Genomic DNA, 17,188 nt, shown 5'->3' with positions numbered 1-17,188 from the left:
CCGGCGCTAAAACTCTCGGAGTGCGGCCTAGAATCGCCCCGGTGACCACTCCCAGCCCCGCCGACGACGCGCTGATCTGCTCGGCGCGGGGGTGTCGCGCCCCCGCGGAGTTCCAGTTGCGCTGGCAGAACCCTCGGCTGCACACCCCCGACCGGCGCAAGACCTGGTTGGCCTGCCCGACGCACCGCACCTCCCTGGGCGACTTTCTCGACGCGCGCGGCTTTCTGCGCGAGGTGGTGCCACTGCCCGGATCGCCTACGCTCGAATCGTGAGCGAGCAGACGATCAGGCCCCGCGCCGGCGAACACGGCGGTCCCCTTCGTGAACGGTGACGACCTCGCCGGCCGGCCGGGCACTTCGACCACCCCGCCCGGCCCGCTGGAGCCCTGGCCGGAGACGGTCGCCTGGCAGCCGATCTCGCGCGACCTGATCTGGGTGGAGCTGATCCGGCTCGGCATCGGTCTCGCCGTGGCGCTCGTGGTCCTCGGAGCCGCCTGGGCGCTCTCCGGGCACTGGCTGCTCGGCGCCGCCGTCGGGGTGGCGCTGCTGCTGTCCGCCTGGCGGGCGATCACCATCGTGCGCGCGGTCCACGCCTGGGGGTACGCCGAACGCGCGGACGACCTCCTGGTGCGCCACGGCCTGCTGGTGCGGCGGCTCACCATCGTGCCGTACTCGCGGATGCAGTTCGTCGACGTGAGCGCCGGTCCGCTTGAACGCGCCTTCGACCTGTCCACCGTGGAACTCCACACCGCCGCGGCGGCGAGCGACGCCCGGGTGCCCGGCCTGCGCCCGGCCGAGGCGTCACGACTGCGCGACCGGCTCACCGCCCTGGGCGAGGACCGGGCGGAGGGCTTATGAGTACGCCGGGCTCCGGCGCGCCGCCGCCCCGGGATGAGCAGCCGCTCGGCTACCCCCCGCCACCCGGCCAGGGGCCGTGGCCCGGTCAGGGGGCGCAGCCGGCGCTCGGGCCGTGGTCCGGTCCGGTGCCGCCGCCCCCCGGCGCGTGGGGGCCGCCGGGCGGGGAGGAGCCCCGGCAGCGGCTGCATCCGCTGAGTCCCGCGCTGCACGGCGCGAAGTCGCTGGTCGTGGTGATCGCCGGCCTCTCCTGGTCGACCCTGTCCCGGGTCGGGTTCGGCTGGTTCGCCGCGCTTGTCGCGGTCTTCGTCCTCGGCGCCACAGTGCTGTCGGTGATCAGCTGGTGGAACACCGGATACCACGTGGTCGGGCGGGAGCTGCGGGTGCACGAGGGGCTGCTGTGGCGTCGCACCCGGGCCATTCCGTTGGAGCGGTTGCAGGCGGTGGAGGTCGTCCGACCACTGCTGGCCCAGCTCACCGGGCTGGCGGAGCTGCGGCTGGAGGTGGTCGGTGGCGGCAAGACCGAGGCGCCGCTGGCGTACCTCAGTGTGGCCGAGGCCACCGCGCTGCGGCAGCGGCTGCTCGCCGTGGCCGGTCGCGCCCCGGCGCCCGCGACCGCGCCCACCGACGGCGGCGTGCCGGCCGCGCCCGCCCCGGCCGGGCGGCGGCTGCACGTCGTACGCAACCAGGACCTGCTGGTCAGCCAGTTGCTCACGCCGCAGGCGTTCCTGCTGCCGGTCGGCGTGGCCTTCGTGGTGACGCAGTTCCTGTCCGAGGGCTCGTGGTCGTTCATCGCGGTGGCCAGCACGCTCACCGCGATGGCCGGCGTGGTGCTGCAACCGATCCGCCGGGTGCTCGACGACTGGAGCTTCCGGCTCGACCGGGACGGCGACACCCTGCGGGTGCACAACGGGCTGCTGGAGACGCGGATGCAGACGGTGCCGCTGCACCGGGTGCAGACCGTCGGGGTGACCTGGCCGCTGCTCTGGCGGGTGAAGGGCTGGCTACGGCTGCGCCTGGAGGTGGCCGGCTACTCGGCCGGCGAGCCGGACGACCGGAACCGCCCGGACCGGCTGCTGCCGGTCGGCGACGCCGGCACCGGGGAGCTGGTGGTGGCGGAGGTGCTGCCCGGCGTACGGCTGGACGCGCTGCCCGGCACGCCGCCGCCGCCCCGGGCCCGCTGGCTGCGCCCGCTGAGCCGGGCGGCGGTCGGCGCCGGCCTGGACGAGCGGGTCTTCGTGGCCCGCTCCGGGCTGTTGACCCGCCGGTTGACGCTTGTGCCGTACGCCCGGATCCAGAGCGTGCGGGTCACCCAGGGCCCGGCGCAGCGGCGGCTGCGGCTGGCCACCGTGCACGCCGACACGGCGGGCGGGTCCGGGGCGGCGGCGGTCGACCGCGACCTGGCCGACGCGTGGGAGCTGGCCGCCGAGCTGACGGCCCGCTCCCACGACGCGCGCCGCGCCGACCGTTCCGGGTAAGGAGGGGCCCCTTCTTAACGTATCCGGTATAGGCGGGGCCCCTTCTTAACCACCCGCCACGCGCGCCCGGCACGCGCGCCCGGCACGCGCGCCCGCCACGCGCGCCCGGCGGGCCGGGCCGGGTCAGCGGTGGTCGGCGGGGATCGCGTCCTGGTCGGCGGTGAGCGTGGCGTCCGGGCCGGCGGCGGGGGCGGTGACGCCGGTCACGGCGGCCGGCGCGCCGTCGCGGCGGGCCCGCCGCGCCCGCCACAAGCGTTCGGCCAGGCCGACCACCAGGAACGTCATCCCCACGTACGCCCAACCGACAAGCACGTCGATCAGGTAGTGCTCGCCGCTGTAGATCAGGGTGAACGTCATGGCCAGCGGGTACGCCAGCAGCAGCGGCCACCACCGCCTGCGCACCGAGCGCAGGAAGAACAGCACCACGAACAGCGCGAACGCGGTGTGCAGCGACGGCATGGCGGCGACCGGGTTGGAGGCGATCTGCCCGGCGTTGAGCAGGTTGCCCGCGCCGTGCATGCCGATCTCCTTCCAGCCCCGGGTGGAGATCCGGGCCACCTCGCTGAGCAGCCCGTTCTGCGCCGCCCACCACGGCGGGGCGGCCGGGTAGACGAAGTAGGTGACAAGCCCGGCGGCGCAGAGGAAACCCCACCGGGCCATGTACCCGATCCAGCGCTCCCGGTTGCGCATCCAGAGCACGGCGGCGGCGGCGAGCGTGGCCACGAAGTGCGAGAAGTAGATCCAGCTCACCAGCACGTCCCACCAGCGCACCTGGCCGGGGTCGTAGAGGTGCTGCTGGAGCCATACGGTCGGCACCTCGCCGCCGGTGGCCCACCCGGTCAGGAACCGGTCGGCGACGACCAGTTCCATGGCGTGCGGGGTCGCGCCGTTGTCGGCGAATCCGCGGGACAGGTTGTACGCGGCGAGCAGCAGCACGACCGGAATCCAGTCCCGGGCGAAGCGCAGGTGGGTGCGCCACGGCCGGGCCGAGTTCCAGGCGACCGTGCCGGCCCAGATCCACAGGAACGCGTACGCCGGGTCGGTGGGCAGGCCGATGGCGAACCAGGCGGCTACGAAGGCGATGCCCCAGACGGTCATCGCGATCACGCGGCGACGCCCGCCGTCGGGGGACGCGGTCGGTCCGGCGGGGGCGGGGGGCGGGGGATCTGTCAGCACGGCCATCGCCGACAAGGTTAACGGCGGGCGACGGGCGGGCCGACGCCGACCGGCGGAGCGCCGGGCCGGAGGTCGGACGACTCCCGCCCCGCTGCACTAGGCTCGGGCGCATGCAGGAGCAGCCGGAGTCGCCCGTCGCGCCGGGGCTTACCGCTCGGGTCGAGCTGACCGTGACCGACGCGGACACCGCCCTGGCGCTGGGCTCGGGGGACGTGCCGGTGCTCGGCACTCCCCGGGTGGTGGCGCTGGTCGAGGCGGCGACGGTGGCGGCCCTCACGCCCCGGTTGCCGTCCGGGTCCACCACCGTCGGCGTCCGGGTCGAGCTGGAGCACCTGACGGCCACCCCGGTCGGGCGGACCGTGGCCGCCCACGCCGAGTTGGTCAAGGTGGACGGCCGCCGGTTGGTCTTCGAGGTGACAGTCACGGACGGGCACGCGATGGCCGCGCAGGGGCGCGTCGAGCGGGCGCTCGTCGACAGGCAACGCTTCGTCGAGCGGGCCGTGCGGGCGTCATGACCGCCGGCTTCGCCGAGATCGCCGCCGGCGTACACCTGCTGCGCGAGCCGCTGCTGCACGTCAACGTGGTGCTTGTGGTCGGCGACGGCGCCGCGCTGCTTGTGGACACGCTCTCCACCGCCGGCCAGGCGCGGGAGCTGTCGGCCGCCGCGCGGGTGGTGACGCCGCACCAGTGGACGATCGTCAACACCCACCACCACTTCGACCACTGTTTCGGCAACGCCACGTTGGCCGCCGAGCCGGGCACCCGGATCTACGCGCACGCCCAGGCCGTGGCCGTGCTGCGGGATCATCCCGACGAACTGCGCCGGGCGGCGTACGAGGAGATGCGCGTCGAGCAGCCGGCGCTTGCCGAGGAGTTGGCGCGCACCGAGCTGAGGGCGCCGACGCACGAGGTGTACGAGGAGACGGCGCTTGATGTCGGCGGGCGGCGGGTGGTGCTGCGCCATCCCGGGCACGGGCACACCGACGCCGACCTGGTGGTGCACGTGCCGGACGCGGACGTGCTGATCGCCGGCGACCTGGTGGAGCAGAGCGGGCCACCGGCGTTCGAGGAGTCGTACCCGTTGCGGTGGCCGGAGGCGGTGGCCGACCTGCTGCGGCTGACCACGCCGGCCACGGTGGTGGTGCCGGGCCACGGCGAGCCGGTCGATCCGGCGTTCGTCCGCGAGCAGCACGCGCAGCTCGCGCGGCAGGCGTGGCTGATCCGCGCTGGCCACACCGGCAGCGCCCCGCCGGAGCGGGTGGCCGCCGAGTCGCCGTTCGGCGCCCGGCCCGGCCTGATCGCGGCCCGCCGGGGCTACGCGGAGCTCGACGGCACGACCTGAACGCCCGGAACGGCGACGGCCCGCAGGCGGGCGGTCAGGGGGCGGCGGTCTCAGGGGCGGGCGCGCAGCGCGGTGAGCAGGGCGTCGACGTGCGGGGCGGCGGCGAGCACTGCCGCCCGGGCCGGCGGGTCGAGGTCGGCCAGGGCCTCGGTGAGCAGCGCGGCGCGGTGCACCTCGTGGTCGGCCATCCGCTGAATCGCGACCTCGGTGAGGCGCAGCCGGACCACCCGACGGTCGACGGGATCGCGCTCGCGGACCAGCAGCCCGGCGTCGGTGAGGTCGCGCACAAGCGTGCTCACCGTGTTGGGGGCGGTGCCGAGCCGTCGCGCCACCTCCTTGCCGCTGATCCCGGGCGTGGCCCGGACGAGCAGGAGCACCTCCACCTGCGCCTCGGGCAGTGGGTCCCGGTCGGCGCGGGCGACGGTCCTGCGCCGCAGCAGCCGGTGCAGTTCCCCGAGGCCCGCGCCGAGCCGTGCGATCTCGTCGGTAGCCACCGGGTCACCTGCTTCACATCGCAATAGTTCTGACTACAGAGATAAGGTAACCCGGAACACCGATCCTGGGAGACCCCTCGTGAGCCACCCCGTGCGGACTGCCGCGCGCCCGTCCGCCGACCGCCACGCCCCGCACGGCGGCGGCGTGACCCTGCTGGTGCTGCTCGGCACGCTCACCGCGATCGGCCCGCTCTCGCTTGACATGTACCTGCCGGCGTTCCCGGCGATGACCCGCGACCTCGGCGCCGAACAGGCCGGCATCCAGCTCTCGCTCACCACCTGCCTGGTCGGCCTGGCCCTGGGCCAACTGGTCACCGGCCCGCTCAGCGACCGCTGGGGGCGACGCCGGCCGGTCCTGGTCGGCGTCGTCGCGTACGCGGTGCTCGCGCTTGCCTGCGCCGCCGCGCCGAACGCCCCGCTGCTGGCCGCCGCGCGGTTCGCGCAGGGGCTGGCCGGCGGCATGGGCGTGGTGGTCGCCCGCGCGGTGGTGCGCGACCTCTACGCCGGGCGGGACGCCGCGAAGTACTTCTCCCGGCTCACCCTGGTCTTCGGCGTGGCGCCGGTGGCCGCGCCGAGCGTCGGCAGCCTGGTGCTCCGGTTCGGCTCCTGGCAGGCGGTCTTCGTCACCCTGGCCGTCATCGGGGCGCTGCTCGCCGTCGCGGTCGCGCTGCGCCTGCCGGAGACGCTGCCGGCCGACCGCCGCAGCACCGGCGGCCTGGCCAGCACCGCCCGGACCATGCGGTCACTGGCCGCCGACCGGGTCTACCTCGGGTACGCGCTGACCCAGGGCTTCGCGTTCGCCGGGCTGTTCGCGTACATCTCGGGGTCGTCCTTCGTCTTCCAGGACGTCTTCGGCGTCTCGGCGGTCGTGTTCAGCGTGATCTTCGGGGTGAACGCGCTCGCGCTGGTGGCGACCGGCCAGGTCAACGCCCGGCTGCTCGACCGGTTCAGCCCGCGCCGGCTGCTGGTCCCCACGCTCGTGGTCGGCCTGGTCACCGCCACCGGCGTCCTGACCGGCGCGCTCACCGGCAGCCTCGCCGTGACGGCGGTCGCGCTGTTCGCCTTCGTCGGCTCGCTGGGCATGGTGATGCCGAACAGCACCGCGCTGGCGCTTGACGCGCATGCCCGGCACGCGGGCACCGCCGCCGCGCTGATGGGCGGCATCCAGTCGGTGGTCGGCGCGCTCGCCGCGCCCCTGGTCGGCCTGGGTGGCGAGGGCAGCGCCCTGCCGATGGCCGTCGTCCTGGCCGGCGCCGCCGCCCTGTCCCTGACCGCAGTCCTCACCCTCGCCCGCCACCGCCGCCCAGCGCCGAGCGCCTAGTACGCGGCGCCGGGCGCGCGGCGCCGGGCGCGCGGCGCCGGGCGCGCGGCGCCGGGCGCGCGGCGTTAATAGGGGCCCCCGCCTCTACCGAATGCGTTAATAAGGGCCCCCGCCTTTCACGCGAAGCGGGCGGTTACGGCGGGGCGGGTGGGCATGGCGGTGGCGCCGCCGGGTGACTCGCACACGAGAGCGGCGACCCGGAGCGCGAACGCGACCCGGTCCCGCCAGCCGGCGGCGTCGGCCGGCTCGCCGGCGGCGAGCAACTCGGCCACGAGCGCGCCCATCACCGAGTCACCGGCGCCTGTGGCGTCCACCGCGTCGACCTTCGGCGCGGGCACGCGGACCACGTCGTCGGCGACCGCGACCAGTGCGCCGTCCGCGCCGAGCGTGACCACCACGGTGGCCGCGCCCAACTCCCGCAGGTACGCGGCGACGCCCTCGACCGGCTCGTCCGGGTAGAGCACCTTGGCGTCCGCGGCGCTCAGCTTGACCAGGTGGGCGGCGGCGGCGAACTCGGCGACCACGGCCCGCAGCCCGTCCAGCGCGCCCGGCGCGGTGAGCAGGCTCGGGCGCACGTTCGGGTCGAACACCCGCAGCCCGCCGGCGATCGACCAGGCCCGGCGGGCGGCGGCCAGCACCGGCGGGTCGAGCAGCACGATCGAGCCGCAGTAGAGCACGTCCGCGCCCTCGACAAGCGCCACGTCGAGATCGTCCGGGCCGAGCAGGGCGTACGAGCGCGGCTCGCCGTAGAAGCGGAACTCCGGCTCCGGGCCGGCGAAGGTGGCCACGGCCAGCGCGGTCGGAGCGGGCACCGTCACCGCCCCGGCCACCCCGACGCCGGCGTCGGCGAGGAAGCCGCGGATCCGGGTGGCGAGCGCGTCGTCGCCGAGCGACCCGACGAACTGCACGTCGCCGCCGAGACGGGCGACGGCCACCGACACGTTGAGCGGCCCGCCGCCGATCGCCTGCCGGTAGACGGGTTCCCCGTCGTGCACGGCGTCGAGCAGGTCGACCAACGCCTCGCCGAGCACCACCGCGTACCCCATCCCTGCTCCCCTCGTTGTCCTGCTGTCGATCCTGACTCATCCCCGGGGCCCGATGTGACGCGACCCGGCGCATCGACTCGCGGCTATTGCGTGCGGGGGCCGGACGTGGTGGGATTGTCCTACCGGGAAGGGCGCGGGGGGCTGCCGCGTCGCCGGGTCGAGCCGACGCGAGGGCATCCACGGTCCGTGGCACGGACCGCAGGCGGTGCGCGTCCCCGAAAGCCCCGGCCGACCGCCGGGCGCGGGCACCGCGATCATCGCATCCGCTCGTCGCAGCGGGGCGGACCGAAGGTGGGTCACGCTCCGCGAGTCAGGAGATCCCCGTGCACCGATCCCGTACGGCCGCGCTGGTCACCGCGGCCCTCACCCTGGCCCTGGGCGCGTTCGCCCTGGCCTCCAATTCCGACCCGGCCGCCGCGCACGGCGCGGCGATGACGCCGGGCGCCCGTACCTACCTGTGTTGGAAGGACGGCCTCACCGGCAGCGGTGAGATCCGGCCGAACAACCCGGCATGCGCGTCGGCCGTCGCCGAGAACGGCGCGAACTCGCTCTACAACTGGTTCAGCGTGCTGCGCTCCGACGCGGGCGGCCGGACCACCGGGTTCATCCCCGACGGCAAGCTGTGCAGCGGCGGCAACGCCAACTTCAGCGGCTACGACGCGGCCCGCAACGACTGGCCGGTCACGCACCTGACGGCCGGGCGGTCGATGGAGTTCCGCTACAGCAACTGGGCCCACCACCCGGGCACGTTCTACTTCTACGTGACCAAGGACAGTTGGAGCCCGACCCGGGCGCTGGCGTGGAGCGACCTGGAGGAGCAGCCGTTCCTCCAGGTGACCAACCCGCCGCAGAGCGGCGCGGTCGGCACCAACGACGGCCACTACTACTTCAACGGCACCCTGCCGTCGAACAAGAGCGGCCGGCACATCATCTACTCGCGCTGGGTCCGCTCGGACAGCCAGGAGAACTTCTTCGGCTGCTCGGACGTGACGTTCGACGGCGGCAACGGCGAGGTGACCGGGATCGGTTCGGGCAACGGCAGCCCGACGCCGACGCCGACCCGCCCGACCCCCACGCCCACCAACCCGACGCCGACGCCCACCAACCCGACCCCCACGCCGACCGGCGCGACGCCGACGCCGACGCCGACCATGCCGGCCGGCAACTGCATGGCGGTCTACAAGGTGGTAAGCGCCTGGGGCGGCGGCTTCCAGGGCGAGGTCATGATCATGAACCACAGCACCCGGACGTACTCCGGGTGGACCGCGAGCTGGACCTGGCCGAGCGGACAGACCATCAACCAGGTGTGGAACGGCACGCTGAGCGGTAGCGGGGCGTCGGTGACGGTCACCAACGCCGCCTACAACGGCAGTGTCGCACCGGAGGGCACCACCACGTTCGGCTTCACCGCGAACATCTCCGGCCAGAACACGCTACCCACGGTCACCTGCACCGGTAGGTGACACCGCACTGAGGAGGGCCCCCGGCAGCGCGCCGGGGGCCCTTCGTCTCGCCGTGGGTCAGCGCACCATGCTGCCGACCACAGGCTTGGTGAGAAGCGCCGACTGGTTGCGCTGGATGCCCGGGTCAAGGGTCTTCGCCACGAAGATCGCGTGCCAGATGCAGAAGATCAGCACGGTCCACACCTTGCGGGAGTGGTCGGCTTCCTCCCGCTTGTGCTCGTCGAGCAGCCGCATCGCGTACGACAGGTCGACCAGGTCACCGGCGCCCGAGGTGGACAGCACGTGCCGGGCCCACTCGTACATCTCGCCGCGCAACCAGACCCGGGTCGGGGTCGGGAAGCCCAGCTTCTTGCGGTTGACGATGGCCGGCGGGACGACGCCCTGCAACGCCTGGCGCATGGCGTACTTGGTGGCCTCGGAGCGGGGCGGCAGCTTCAGGTCGACCGGGATGCCGGCGGCGACGTTGAACACCTCCCGGTCCAGGAACGGCACCCGGACCTCGAGCGAGTGCGCCATCGAGATCCGGTCCGCCTTGACCAGGATGTCGCCGCGCAGCCAGGTGTAGAGGTCGACGTACTGCATCTTGGTGACGTCGTCCAGCTCGGTGCACTCGGCGTAGATCGGCGCGGTCACGTCGGTGTAGCGCACCGAGGGGTCGTAGCGGCGCAGCAGGTGCTGCTTCTCCTCCTCGGTGAACATCCGGGCGTTGCCGTAGTAGCGCTCCTCGATCGGGGTGGTGCCGCGCTCCAGGAAACTCTTGCCCTTGACCCCCTGCGGGATGGCCTTGGAGACCGCCCGCAGCCCCTTCTGCACGCCGTCCGGCAGGCCATTGACCGAGCTGAGCGACAGCGGCTCCCGGTAGATCGTGTAACCGCCGAAGAACTCGTCCGCGCCCTCGCCGGAGAGCACCACCGTGACGTGCTCGGCGGCCTTCTTCGCCACGAAGTAGAGCGGCACCAGGGCCGGGTCGGCGACCGGGTCGTCCAGGTGCCAAACGATCTTCGGCAGCGCGTCGATCATGTCCTGCGGCCCGATCTTCGTCGGGATGGTGGTCACGTCGAGGTGCCGGGCCGATTCCTGGGCGACGTCGATCTCGGAGTAGCCGGGCACGTCGTAGCCGACGGTGAAGGTGAGGATGTTCGGATTGAACTCCCGGGCCAGCGCCACCACGGCGGTGGAGTCGATGCCGCTGGACAGGAACGAGCCCACCGGCACGTCCGAGCGCATGTGCATCCGGACGCTCTCCCGCAGCGTCTCCCGGATCTCGTGGTAGAGCTTCTGCTCGTCGGAGACCGGCGCCGGGCGGAACACCGGCCGGTACCAGCGGCGTACGTCGATCCGGCCGTCCGGACTCCAGGTCAGGTACTCCCCCGACCCGATCCGGCTGATCCCCTTGTGCAGCGTGCCCGGCTCGGGGACGTACTGGAGGGTCAGGTAGTGGCTCAGGTTCGCGGTGTCGATCCCCGCGTCACCCTGGTAGGCGGAGTGCGCGAACGGCAGCAGCGCCTTCTTCTCCGAGGCGAGGTAGAGGCCGTCCTGGGTCTGGAGGTAGTGCAGCGGCTTGATGCCGAAGTAGTCCCGGGCGCCGAAGGCCCGCCGCTCCTGCCGGTCCCAGATCACGAACGCGAACATGCCGCGCAGCTTGGTGAGCACCTGCTCACCCCAGTAGTGATAGCCGGCGACGATCACCTCGCCGTCGCCGTTGGTGGCGAACTGGGCGCCGAAGTCGCGGACCAGCTCGTCGCGCAGCTCGATGTAGTTGTAGATCTCGCCGTTGAAGGTGAGCAGGTAGCGCCCGCCCGCGTACGGCAGGGGCTCGTGGCTGAGCGCCACGTCGATGATCGCCAGCCGCTTGTGCGCGAACACGCCGTCCGCGTACCGGCCGGAGGCGTCGCCGACCACCTCGACCCCGGTCTCGTCCGGGCCACGGTGGTGCAGGCACTCCAGTGCGCCGGCGATGTGGTCGCGGTGGGCGGCGGCGTCGCCGCGCGCGCTGAAGAAGGCCAGGAGTCCGCACATGGGGGCCATCTTTCCACGCGCCGGAAGCCACCGTCGCGGCACCGCAGGCACTCCCCGCCGTCGTGCGCGCGGTACCGTCGGGACCAGCGACGAGGCTCAGGGAGGGGCGGGATCATGGCCGAGGATCGGGCGCAGCAGGGCAAGCCGGCGGACGGCACGGAGTCGCACGACCCGGACTTCCCGGAGGCGTTCCTGTCGTTCATGCGGCAGGGCTGGCGGGACACCGAGCTGTCGGTCGCCCCCCGCCCGGAGGCGCCCGACCACGCCAAGCGGCGGGCCGCGCTGGCCGAGGCGTTCCCGGGCGAGACGCTTGTCGTCCCCACGGGCAACGAGAAGGTACGCGCCAACGACACCGACCACCGGTTCCGGCCGGGCAGCGACTTCGCGTACCTGACCGGCGACCACGAGCCGGACAGCGTCCTCGTGCTACGTCCGGGCGGCGAGGCCACGCTCTACATGCGGCCCCGGTCGTCCCGGGCCACCGACGAGTTCTTCCGCAGCCGGCACGGCGAGCTGTGGGTGGGCCGCCGGCCGACGCTGCGCGAGAAGTCGACCGAGCTGGGCCTGCCGACGGCCGACCTGGGCGAGCTGGACGCGGCGCTCGCCGAGCTGGCCCCGGGGCGGACCCGGGTGCTGCGCGGCTTCGACGCCCGGGTGGACGCCGCCGTTCGCCGCTACGACGGGCCGCGCGCCGAGGGCCAGCCGGCCCGTGACCGTGAGTTGGCCATCACGATCTCCGAGCTGAAGCTGGTCAAGGACGAGTGGGAGATCGCGCAGCTCCAGGAGGCGTGCGACGCCACGGTGCGCGGCTTCGAGGACGTGGCGCGGGCGCTGCCCGCCGACCGGCCGATCTCGGAGCGACTGCTGGAGGGGCTGTTCGCGCTGCGGGCCCGGCACGACGGCAACGACGTCGGCTACGGCTCGATCGTCGGGGCCGGCGAGCACGCGACGATCCTGCACTGGGTGCACAACCACGGCGCCACCCGCCCCGGTGACCTGCTCCTGATGGACATGGGTGTGGAGAACCGCAACCTCTACACCGCCGACGTCACCCGGGTGCTGCCGGTCGACGGCCGGTTCACCCCGCTCCAGCGTCAGGTCTACGACGCGGTCCACGCCGCCCAGCAGGCCGGCATCGACATGTGCAAGCCGGGTGTGGGGTTCCGCGACGTCCACCTGGCCTCGATGCGGGTGCTCGCCGAGGCGCTCAAGGATCTCGGGCTGCTGCCGGTGAGCGTGGACGAGGCGATGGATCCGGCCTCCACGGTCTACCGCCGCTGGACGCTGCACGGCACCAGCCACATGCTCGGCATCGACGTGCACGACTGCGCGAACGCGCGCAAGGAGACCTACCGCGACGGGCCGCTCGGCGAGGGGTACGTGCTGACCGTCGAGCCCGGGCTCTACTTCCAGCCTGAGGACGAGTTGGTCCCCGAGGAGTTGCGGGGCATCGGCGTCCGGATCGAGGACGACATCTTGGTCACCGCAGACGGCCCGGTGAACCTCTCGGCCGGGTTGCCGCGCCGCTCGGACGAGGTGGAGACGTGGCTGGCCGAGCAGCGGGAGGCCGGCCCCCGCCTGCCCGGCTGACCCGCGCCGCCCCGCGCGCTGATCATGAAGTTAGCGGCTAAGAGAGCGCTCCCACAGCCGCTAACTTCATGATCAGCGCCGTGGGGTGACCTCCTGGCGGTCGCTGGTTCGTCGAGGGGGTCCGCCCGGTGTCCTTCTTGACGCTTATGTGGGTGTTCTTCGGATACGTCATTTTCGCGAGGGTGCTTCTTTTACGGTGCATCTCGGAGGCTGCGACGTTTTTGTGGCCTTCTCGTGCGGCCCGTGGCCGTATGACCGTTTGAGACGGACCGAAGGGCGGAATGCGCGCATGTCTGACGACGTGACGACACCTGACGACGGGGCGCCGATGGTGCCGCCGCGGAACAGCAGGCGACGGGCGCTCTGGGTCGCCACCGGCGTGGCCGGGCTGACCGGCGTCGTCGGCCTGGCGGCGCTTGGCGGGCTCGCCGCCCGCAACGACAGGGCCGGCGACCCGGAGCGGGTGGCGGACAACCGCGCGACCGCGCCGCAGAACGCCGACGACGACTCCCCCGAGGACGGCCGGACGGGCGAGGACAGCGCCGGTCACGGCCCGAAGAACGAGGACAGCGCCGGTCACGGCCCGAAGAACGAGGACAGCGCCGGTCACGGCCCGAAGAACGAGGACAGCGCCGGTCACGGCCCGAAGAGCGAGGACAGCGCCCACACCGGCCCGGGCCGGGACGACGCCCACGGCCAGAAAGGCCCGGACAACGAGGACGCCCACGGCCAGGAAGGCCCGGGGTGGGGGGCGCGGGGTGACGCGGAGGAGCACGACGGGACCCGTGACGTGCCCTGCGACGACGACGCCCTGGTCGACGCGATCGAACTGGCCAACCGCGACCACGGCGGCACGCTGAAACTGGCCGAGAAGTGCACCTACGAACTCGGCGTCAAGGACCGCAAGATCGGCGGCGCCCTACCCGAGATCAAGCAGGACGTCACCATCAAGGGCAACGGCTCCACCATCACCCGCGACGCCGAAGACTCCTTCCGAATCTTCCGCGTCGTCGACGGCGGCGCCCTCACCCTCAAGGACCTCACCATCTCCGGCGGCAACGCCGCCGAGTTCGCGTACCCGGGTGGGTCGGTCTCGTCGGCCCGGGCGCTCGGCGGCGAGGAGCGGGGCGGGGGTGACGGCGGCGCGCTGCTTGTCGAACGCGGCGGCAAGGCCCGCCTCTCGCACGTGACGCTCACCGGCAACGACGCCGAGGGCGACGGCGGCGCGGTGGCGAACTTCGGCCGTGTCCGGCTGGAGGACAGCAGGGTCGTCGACAACCACGCCCAGGGCGACGGCGGCGGCGTGTTCAACCGCGGCATCCTCAAGGTCGAGGAGACCAGGGTCGACGACAACACCGCGGGCGGCACCGGCGGCGGCATCGCCAACGGCAACGGCGGACGCCGCACGGGGGTCGGGCACGACGCCGGCACCGTGGAGATCATCGGGGCCTGGGACGGCAAGGACGCCTCGCCGAGCACCCTCAGCCGCAACCGTGCCGGGAGCAACGGTGGTGGGCTGTTCAGCGGCGGCGGTTACGTCACCGTCTCCTTCACCGCCGTCACCGGCAACACCGCCTGCGGGAACGGCGGCGGCATCTACGCCGTGAACACCGACCTCGACGTGGCAAAGGTCATCATCGCCGGCAACCACGCCGACGATGACGGCGGCGGCCTGGTCAGCACCGAGGGCAGCGCCACCATCGCCGACAGCGTCATCGTCGACAACACCGCCAACCGCTTCGGCGGCGGCATCTTCAACGGCCAGTGGCTAATCAAGATCGAGGACGGATTCCTCACCCGCCCGCAGGACGAGGACGACAACGCCGCCCTCACCCTGCGCAACACCGTCATCAAGGGCAACACCGCCCTCAACGGCGGCGGCATCTTCAACAACAAGGCAACCATCACCCTGACCAAGACCCACGTCACCGAGAACACCGCCACCGACACCGGAAAACTCCACCGCGTCGCCGGCGGCATCCTCAACCACGAAGGACGCGTCAAGCTCGACGACGAATCCCTCATCAGCAACAACGACCCCACCAACTGCGCCAACACCGTCGAGGACTGCTTCAACTGAACCGACGGCCCCGGCGAGCCCTCCTTCTGCCGACCCTCCGGTGGGAGGAGGGCTGCCACCTTCCGGGCGCGGTGTCCCCGGCCGGGGCATCCTGTCCCCGCTGCGCCGGCCCGACCAACCCGCACCCTTATGCGGGTTTTTTTCGTATCCGACCACGAGGCGAAGAACGTTCTCATAAGTTCGTTCTCAGCAGCTACAACCGATTTGTAGCGAAGGCCGCCTCGCTGTGGCGAAGCGACCTTGTCAGGTACAAGGAGAGGGCAGAGAGCTCCGATGTCCAACTACCTTCGCAATAACGATGACGCCACCACCCGCGAGACCATCTCCCCGTTCCGGCGCCGCCGGCTGTGGCTCGCCACCGGCGTTGTGGGCCTGACCGGAGCGGTCAGCCTCGCCGGCGTCGCGTACGCGACCACCGGGGCGACCGGTCCGCACCGACTCGCCGACGTGAAGTGGTCGACCTCGCAGCAGCTCACCGACGGTGAGCACGGCGACGAGGCCGCCGAGGACGAGCACGGCAAGGGCGAGTACGGCGAGGACGAACACGGCACGGACGGCAAGGACGAACACGGCAAGGAGGGCCGCGACCAGGGCGAGTGGGGCGAGTGGGGCCCCGAGGGCGACCACGGCAAGGCACGCGAGGTGCCCTGTGACGACGACGCCCTGGTCGACGCGATCGAACTGGCCAACCGCGACCACGGCGGCACGCTGAAACTGGCCGAGAAGTGCACCTACGAACTCGGCGTCAAGGACCGCAAGATCGGCGGCGCCCTACCCGAGATCAAGCAGGACGTCACCATCAAGGGCAACGGCTCCACCATCACCCGCGACGCCGAAGACTCCTTCCGAATCTTCCGCGTCGTCGACGGCGGCGCCCTCACCCTCAAGGACCTCACCATCTCCGGCGGCAACGCCGCCGAGTTCAAGTACCCGGGTGAGCCCGAGATGGTGGCGCCCGCCGCGGCGAACGGCACGGCGGCCCTGCCGGCCCCCGCCGCCGCCCCGGCCCAGCCGGCGGTCGCGGGCACGACGGCCACCACCGCGGCCAAGGCCGCTACCGCATCGGCGCTCGTCGCACCGGCCGCTCCGGCAGCCGTGAAGGCCGCCCCCGTCACCGCGGCCCAGGCCACCACGACCCAGGCCACCACGACCCAGGCCACCACGGCCCAGGTCGCGTCGACGGCGGTGGCCACGACGACGGTGGCCACGGCCACGGCGACAGCCACGGGTCCGGTCGGCGAGGAGAGCGAAGGCGAGGGTGACGGCGGCGCGCTGCTTGTCGAGCGCGGCGGCAGCGCCCACCTGTCAAACGTCAAGCTCACCAAGAACAACGCCGAGCACAACGGTGGCGCGGTGGCGAACTTCGGCCGCGTGTGGCTGGAGGACAGCAAGGTCGTCAACAACCACGCCCAGGGCGACGGCGGCGGCGTGTTCAACCGCGGCATCCTCAAGGTCGAGGAGACCAACGTCGACGACAACACGGCAGGCGGCAACGGCGGCGGCATCGCCAACGGCAGCGGCCTCTCCGGCAAGTACGGCGCCGACGCCTCGAAGCTGAAGAGCTACGTCCCGACCGGCAAGCACGACGAGGCCGGCACGGTCGAGATCATCGGTTCCGACCACGGCAAGGACGGCGGCAAGGACGGCGAGAAGTCCTCGGTGTCGGACAACCACGCCGGCAAGAACGGTGGTGGGCTGTTCAGCAGCGGCGGTTACGTCACCGTCTCGTTCACCCACATCACCGGCAACACCGCCTGCGAGAACGGTGGCGGCATCTACGCCGAGAACACCGACCTCGACGTCGACCACGCCGTCATCGCCAAGAACCACGCCGACGGCGACGGCGGTGGCGTGGTCACCAGCGGCGGCAAGCACTGGGGCTACCCGAACACCAAGGACGAGGGCAGCGCCACCATCGCCGACAGCGTCATCGTCGACAACACCGCCAACCGCTTCGGCGGCGGCATCTTCAACGGCCAGTGGCTCATCAAGATCGAGGACGGATTCCTCACCCGCCCGCAGGACGAGGACGACAACGCCGCCCTCACCCTGCGCAACACCGTCATCAAGGGCAACACCGCCCTCAACGGCGGCGGCATCTTCAACAACAAGGCAACCATCACCCTGACCAAGACCCACGTCACCGAGAACACCGCCACCGACACCGGAAAACTCCACCGCGTCGCCGGCGGCATCCTCAACCACGAAGGACGCGTCAAGCTCGACGACGAATCCCTCATCAGCAACAACGACCCCACCAACTGCGCCAACACCGTCGAGGACTGCTTCAACTGAACCGACGGCCCGGGGTACGCACCGGCCCCC

Annotated in this window: 14 protein-coding genes; 10 read left to right on the top strand and 4 right to left on the bottom strand. The window is 72.5% G+C overall.

Features of this window, described 5'->3' with window-relative positions:
• The first annotated feature begins 41 nt into the window (after positions 1-41).
• From SM450_RS18550 to SM450_RS18540, 3 genes are read left to right on the top strand one after another with little or no spacing between them, the layout of a single operon-like run.
• Positions 42-272, top strand: a complete 231-nt coding sequence (locus SM450_RS18550) for a hypothetical protein (RefSeq protein WP_474620999.1) — start codon at positions 42-44, stop codon at positions 270-272.
• Between the two features lie 48 nt (positions 273-320).
• Positions 321-857: a PH domain-containing protein gene (locus SM450_RS18545; RefSeq protein WP_474620998.1), complete on the top strand. Its 537-nt coding sequence runs from the start codon at positions 321-323 to the stop codon at positions 855-857.
• Entirely contained in the window at positions 854-2,332 is a 1,479-nt protein-coding gene (locus SM450_RS18540) for a PH domain-containing protein (protein ID WP_474620997.1), read from the top strand. The genes SM450_RS18545 and SM450_RS18540 overlap by 4 nt, the downstream gene beginning before the upstream one ends.
• A 123-nt stretch (positions 2,333-2,455) precedes the next feature.
• Here the strand turns inward: SM450_RS18540 and SM450_RS18535 are convergent, their stop codons facing one another.
• Entirely contained in the window at positions 2,456-3,514 is a 1,059-nt protein-coding gene (locus SM450_RS18535) for a phosphatase PAP2 family protein (protein WP_474620996.1), read from the bottom strand.
• Between the two features lie 104 nt (positions 3,515-3,618).
• On the opposite strand from SM450_RS18535, the gene SM450_RS18530 reads away from it, so the two are divergent.
• Both SM450_RS18530 and SM450_RS18525 read left to right on the top strand, forming a co-directional pair.
• Positions 3,619-4,023, top strand: coding sequence for a thioesterase family protein (locus tag SM450_RS18530; protein WP_474620995.1), 405 nt, complete (start codon positions 3,619-3,621; stop codon positions 4,021-4,023).
• On the top strand, positions 4,020-4,850 hold the full coding sequence (locus tag SM450_RS18525; RefSeq protein WP_474620994.1) for an MBL fold metallo-hydrolase: 831 nt from the start codon (positions 4,020-4,022) through the stop codon (positions 4,848-4,850). The genes SM450_RS18530 and SM450_RS18525 overlap by 4 nt, the downstream gene beginning before the upstream one ends.
• Before the next feature lie 50 nt (positions 4,851-4,900).
• On the opposite strand, the gene SM450_RS18520 is transcribed toward SM450_RS18525, so the two are convergent.
• The gene (locus SM450_RS18520; protein ID WP_474620993.1) at positions 4,901-5,344 is read right to left on the bottom strand and encodes a MarR family winged helix-turn-helix transcriptional regulator; all 444 of its coding nucleotides are present in this window, start codon (positions 5,342-5,344) and stop codon (positions 4,901-4,903) included.
• 79 nt (positions 5,345-5,423) lie between these two features.
• Between SM450_RS18520 and SM450_RS18515 the strand changes: the two genes are divergently transcribed.
• Entirely contained in the window at positions 5,424-6,665 is a 1,242-nt protein-coding gene (locus tag SM450_RS18515; protein ID WP_474620992.1) for a multidrug effflux MFS transporter, read from the top strand.
• A 116-nt stretch (positions 6,666-6,781) separates the two neighbouring features.
• Here the strand turns inward: SM450_RS18515 and SM450_RS18510 are convergent, their stop codons facing one another.
• On the bottom strand, positions 6,782-7,711 hold the full coding sequence (locus tag SM450_RS18510; protein ID WP_474620991.1) for a carbohydrate kinase family protein: 930 nt from the start codon (positions 7,709-7,711) through the stop codon (positions 6,782-6,784).
• A 323-nt stretch (positions 7,712-8,034) separates the two neighbouring features.
• Between SM450_RS18510 and SM450_RS18505 the strand changes: the two genes are divergently transcribed.
• Complete coding sequence (locus tag SM450_RS18505; RefSeq protein WP_474620990.1) at positions 8,035-9,174, top strand: lytic polysaccharide monooxygenase auxiliary activity family 9 protein; 1,140 nt, start codon at positions 8,035-8,037, stop codon at positions 9,172-9,174.
• Positions 9,175-9,231: 57 nt separating this feature from the next.
• On the opposite strand, the gene asnB is transcribed toward SM450_RS18505, so the two are convergent.
• Positions 9,232-11,193 (bottom strand): asparagine synthase (glutamine-hydrolyzing), encoded by a 1,962-nt coding sequence (asnB, locus tag SM450_RS18500; protein ID WP_474620989.1) that lies wholly within the window; start codon positions 11,191-11,193, stop codon positions 9,232-9,234.
• A gap of 114 nt (positions 11,194-11,307) precedes the next feature.
• On the opposite strand from asnB, the gene SM450_RS18495 reads away from it, so the two are divergent.
• From SM450_RS18495 to SM450_RS18485, 3 genes are all read left to right on the top strand, one after another.
• Complete coding sequence (locus tag SM450_RS18495; protein WP_474620988.1) at positions 11,308-12,783, top strand: aminopeptidase P family protein; 1,476 nt, start codon at positions 11,308-11,310, stop codon at positions 12,781-12,783.
• A 289-nt stretch (positions 12,784-13,072) separates the two neighbouring features.
• Positions 13,073-14,863, top strand: coding sequence for a hypothetical protein (locus tag SM450_RS18490; protein WP_474620987.1), 1,791 nt, complete (start codon positions 13,073-13,075; stop codon positions 14,861-14,863).
• 273 nt (positions 14,864-15,136) lie between these two features.
• Positions 15,137-17,158, top strand: a complete 2,022-nt coding sequence (locus tag SM450_RS18485; RefSeq protein ID WP_474620986.1) for a hypothetical protein — start codon at positions 15,137-15,139, stop codon at positions 17,156-17,158.
• Positions 17,159-17,188: the final 30 nt, after the last annotated feature.

The organism is Micromonospora marincola, assembly GCF_056150385.1.
Note: the sequence above shows the minus strand (reverse complement) of the source record. Positions and strands in the feature narration are given on the sequence as shown.

Coding starts and splice junctions, on each gene's coding strand:
- SM450_RS18495 (WP_474620988.1), top strand. CDS start 11,308: ATGGCCGAGGATCGGGCGCAGCAGGGCAAGCCGGCGGACGGCACGGAG.
- SM450_RS18525 (WP_474620994.1), top strand. CDS start 4,020: ATGACCGCCGGCTTCGCCGAGATCGCCGCCGGCGTACACCTGCTGCGC.
- SM450_RS18490 (WP_474620987.1), top strand. CDS start 13,073: ATGTCTGACGACGTGACGACACCTGACGACGGGGCGCCGATGGTGCCG.
- SM450_RS18530 (WP_474620995.1), top strand. CDS start 3,619: ATGCAGGAGCAGCCGGAGTCGCCCGTCGCGCCGGGGCTTACCGCTCGG.
- SM450_RS18540 (WP_474620997.1), top strand. CDS start 854: ATGAGTACGCCGGGCTCCGGCGCGCCGCCGCCCCGGGATGAGCAGCCG.
- SM450_RS18485 (WP_474620986.1), top strand. CDS start 15,137: ATGTCCAACTACCTTCGCAATAACGATGACGCCACCACCCGCGAGACC.
- asnB (WP_474620989.1), bottom strand. CDS start 11,193: ATGTGCGGACTCCTGGCCTTCTTCAGCGCGCGCGGCGACGCCGCCGCC.
- SM450_RS18510 (WP_474620991.1), bottom strand. CDS start 7,711: ATGGGGTACGCGGTGGTGCTCGGCGAGGCGTTGGTCGACCTGCTCGAC.
- SM450_RS18535 (WP_474620996.1), bottom strand. CDS start 3,514: ATGGCCGTGCTGACAGATCCCCCGCCCCCCGCCCCCGCCGGACCGACC.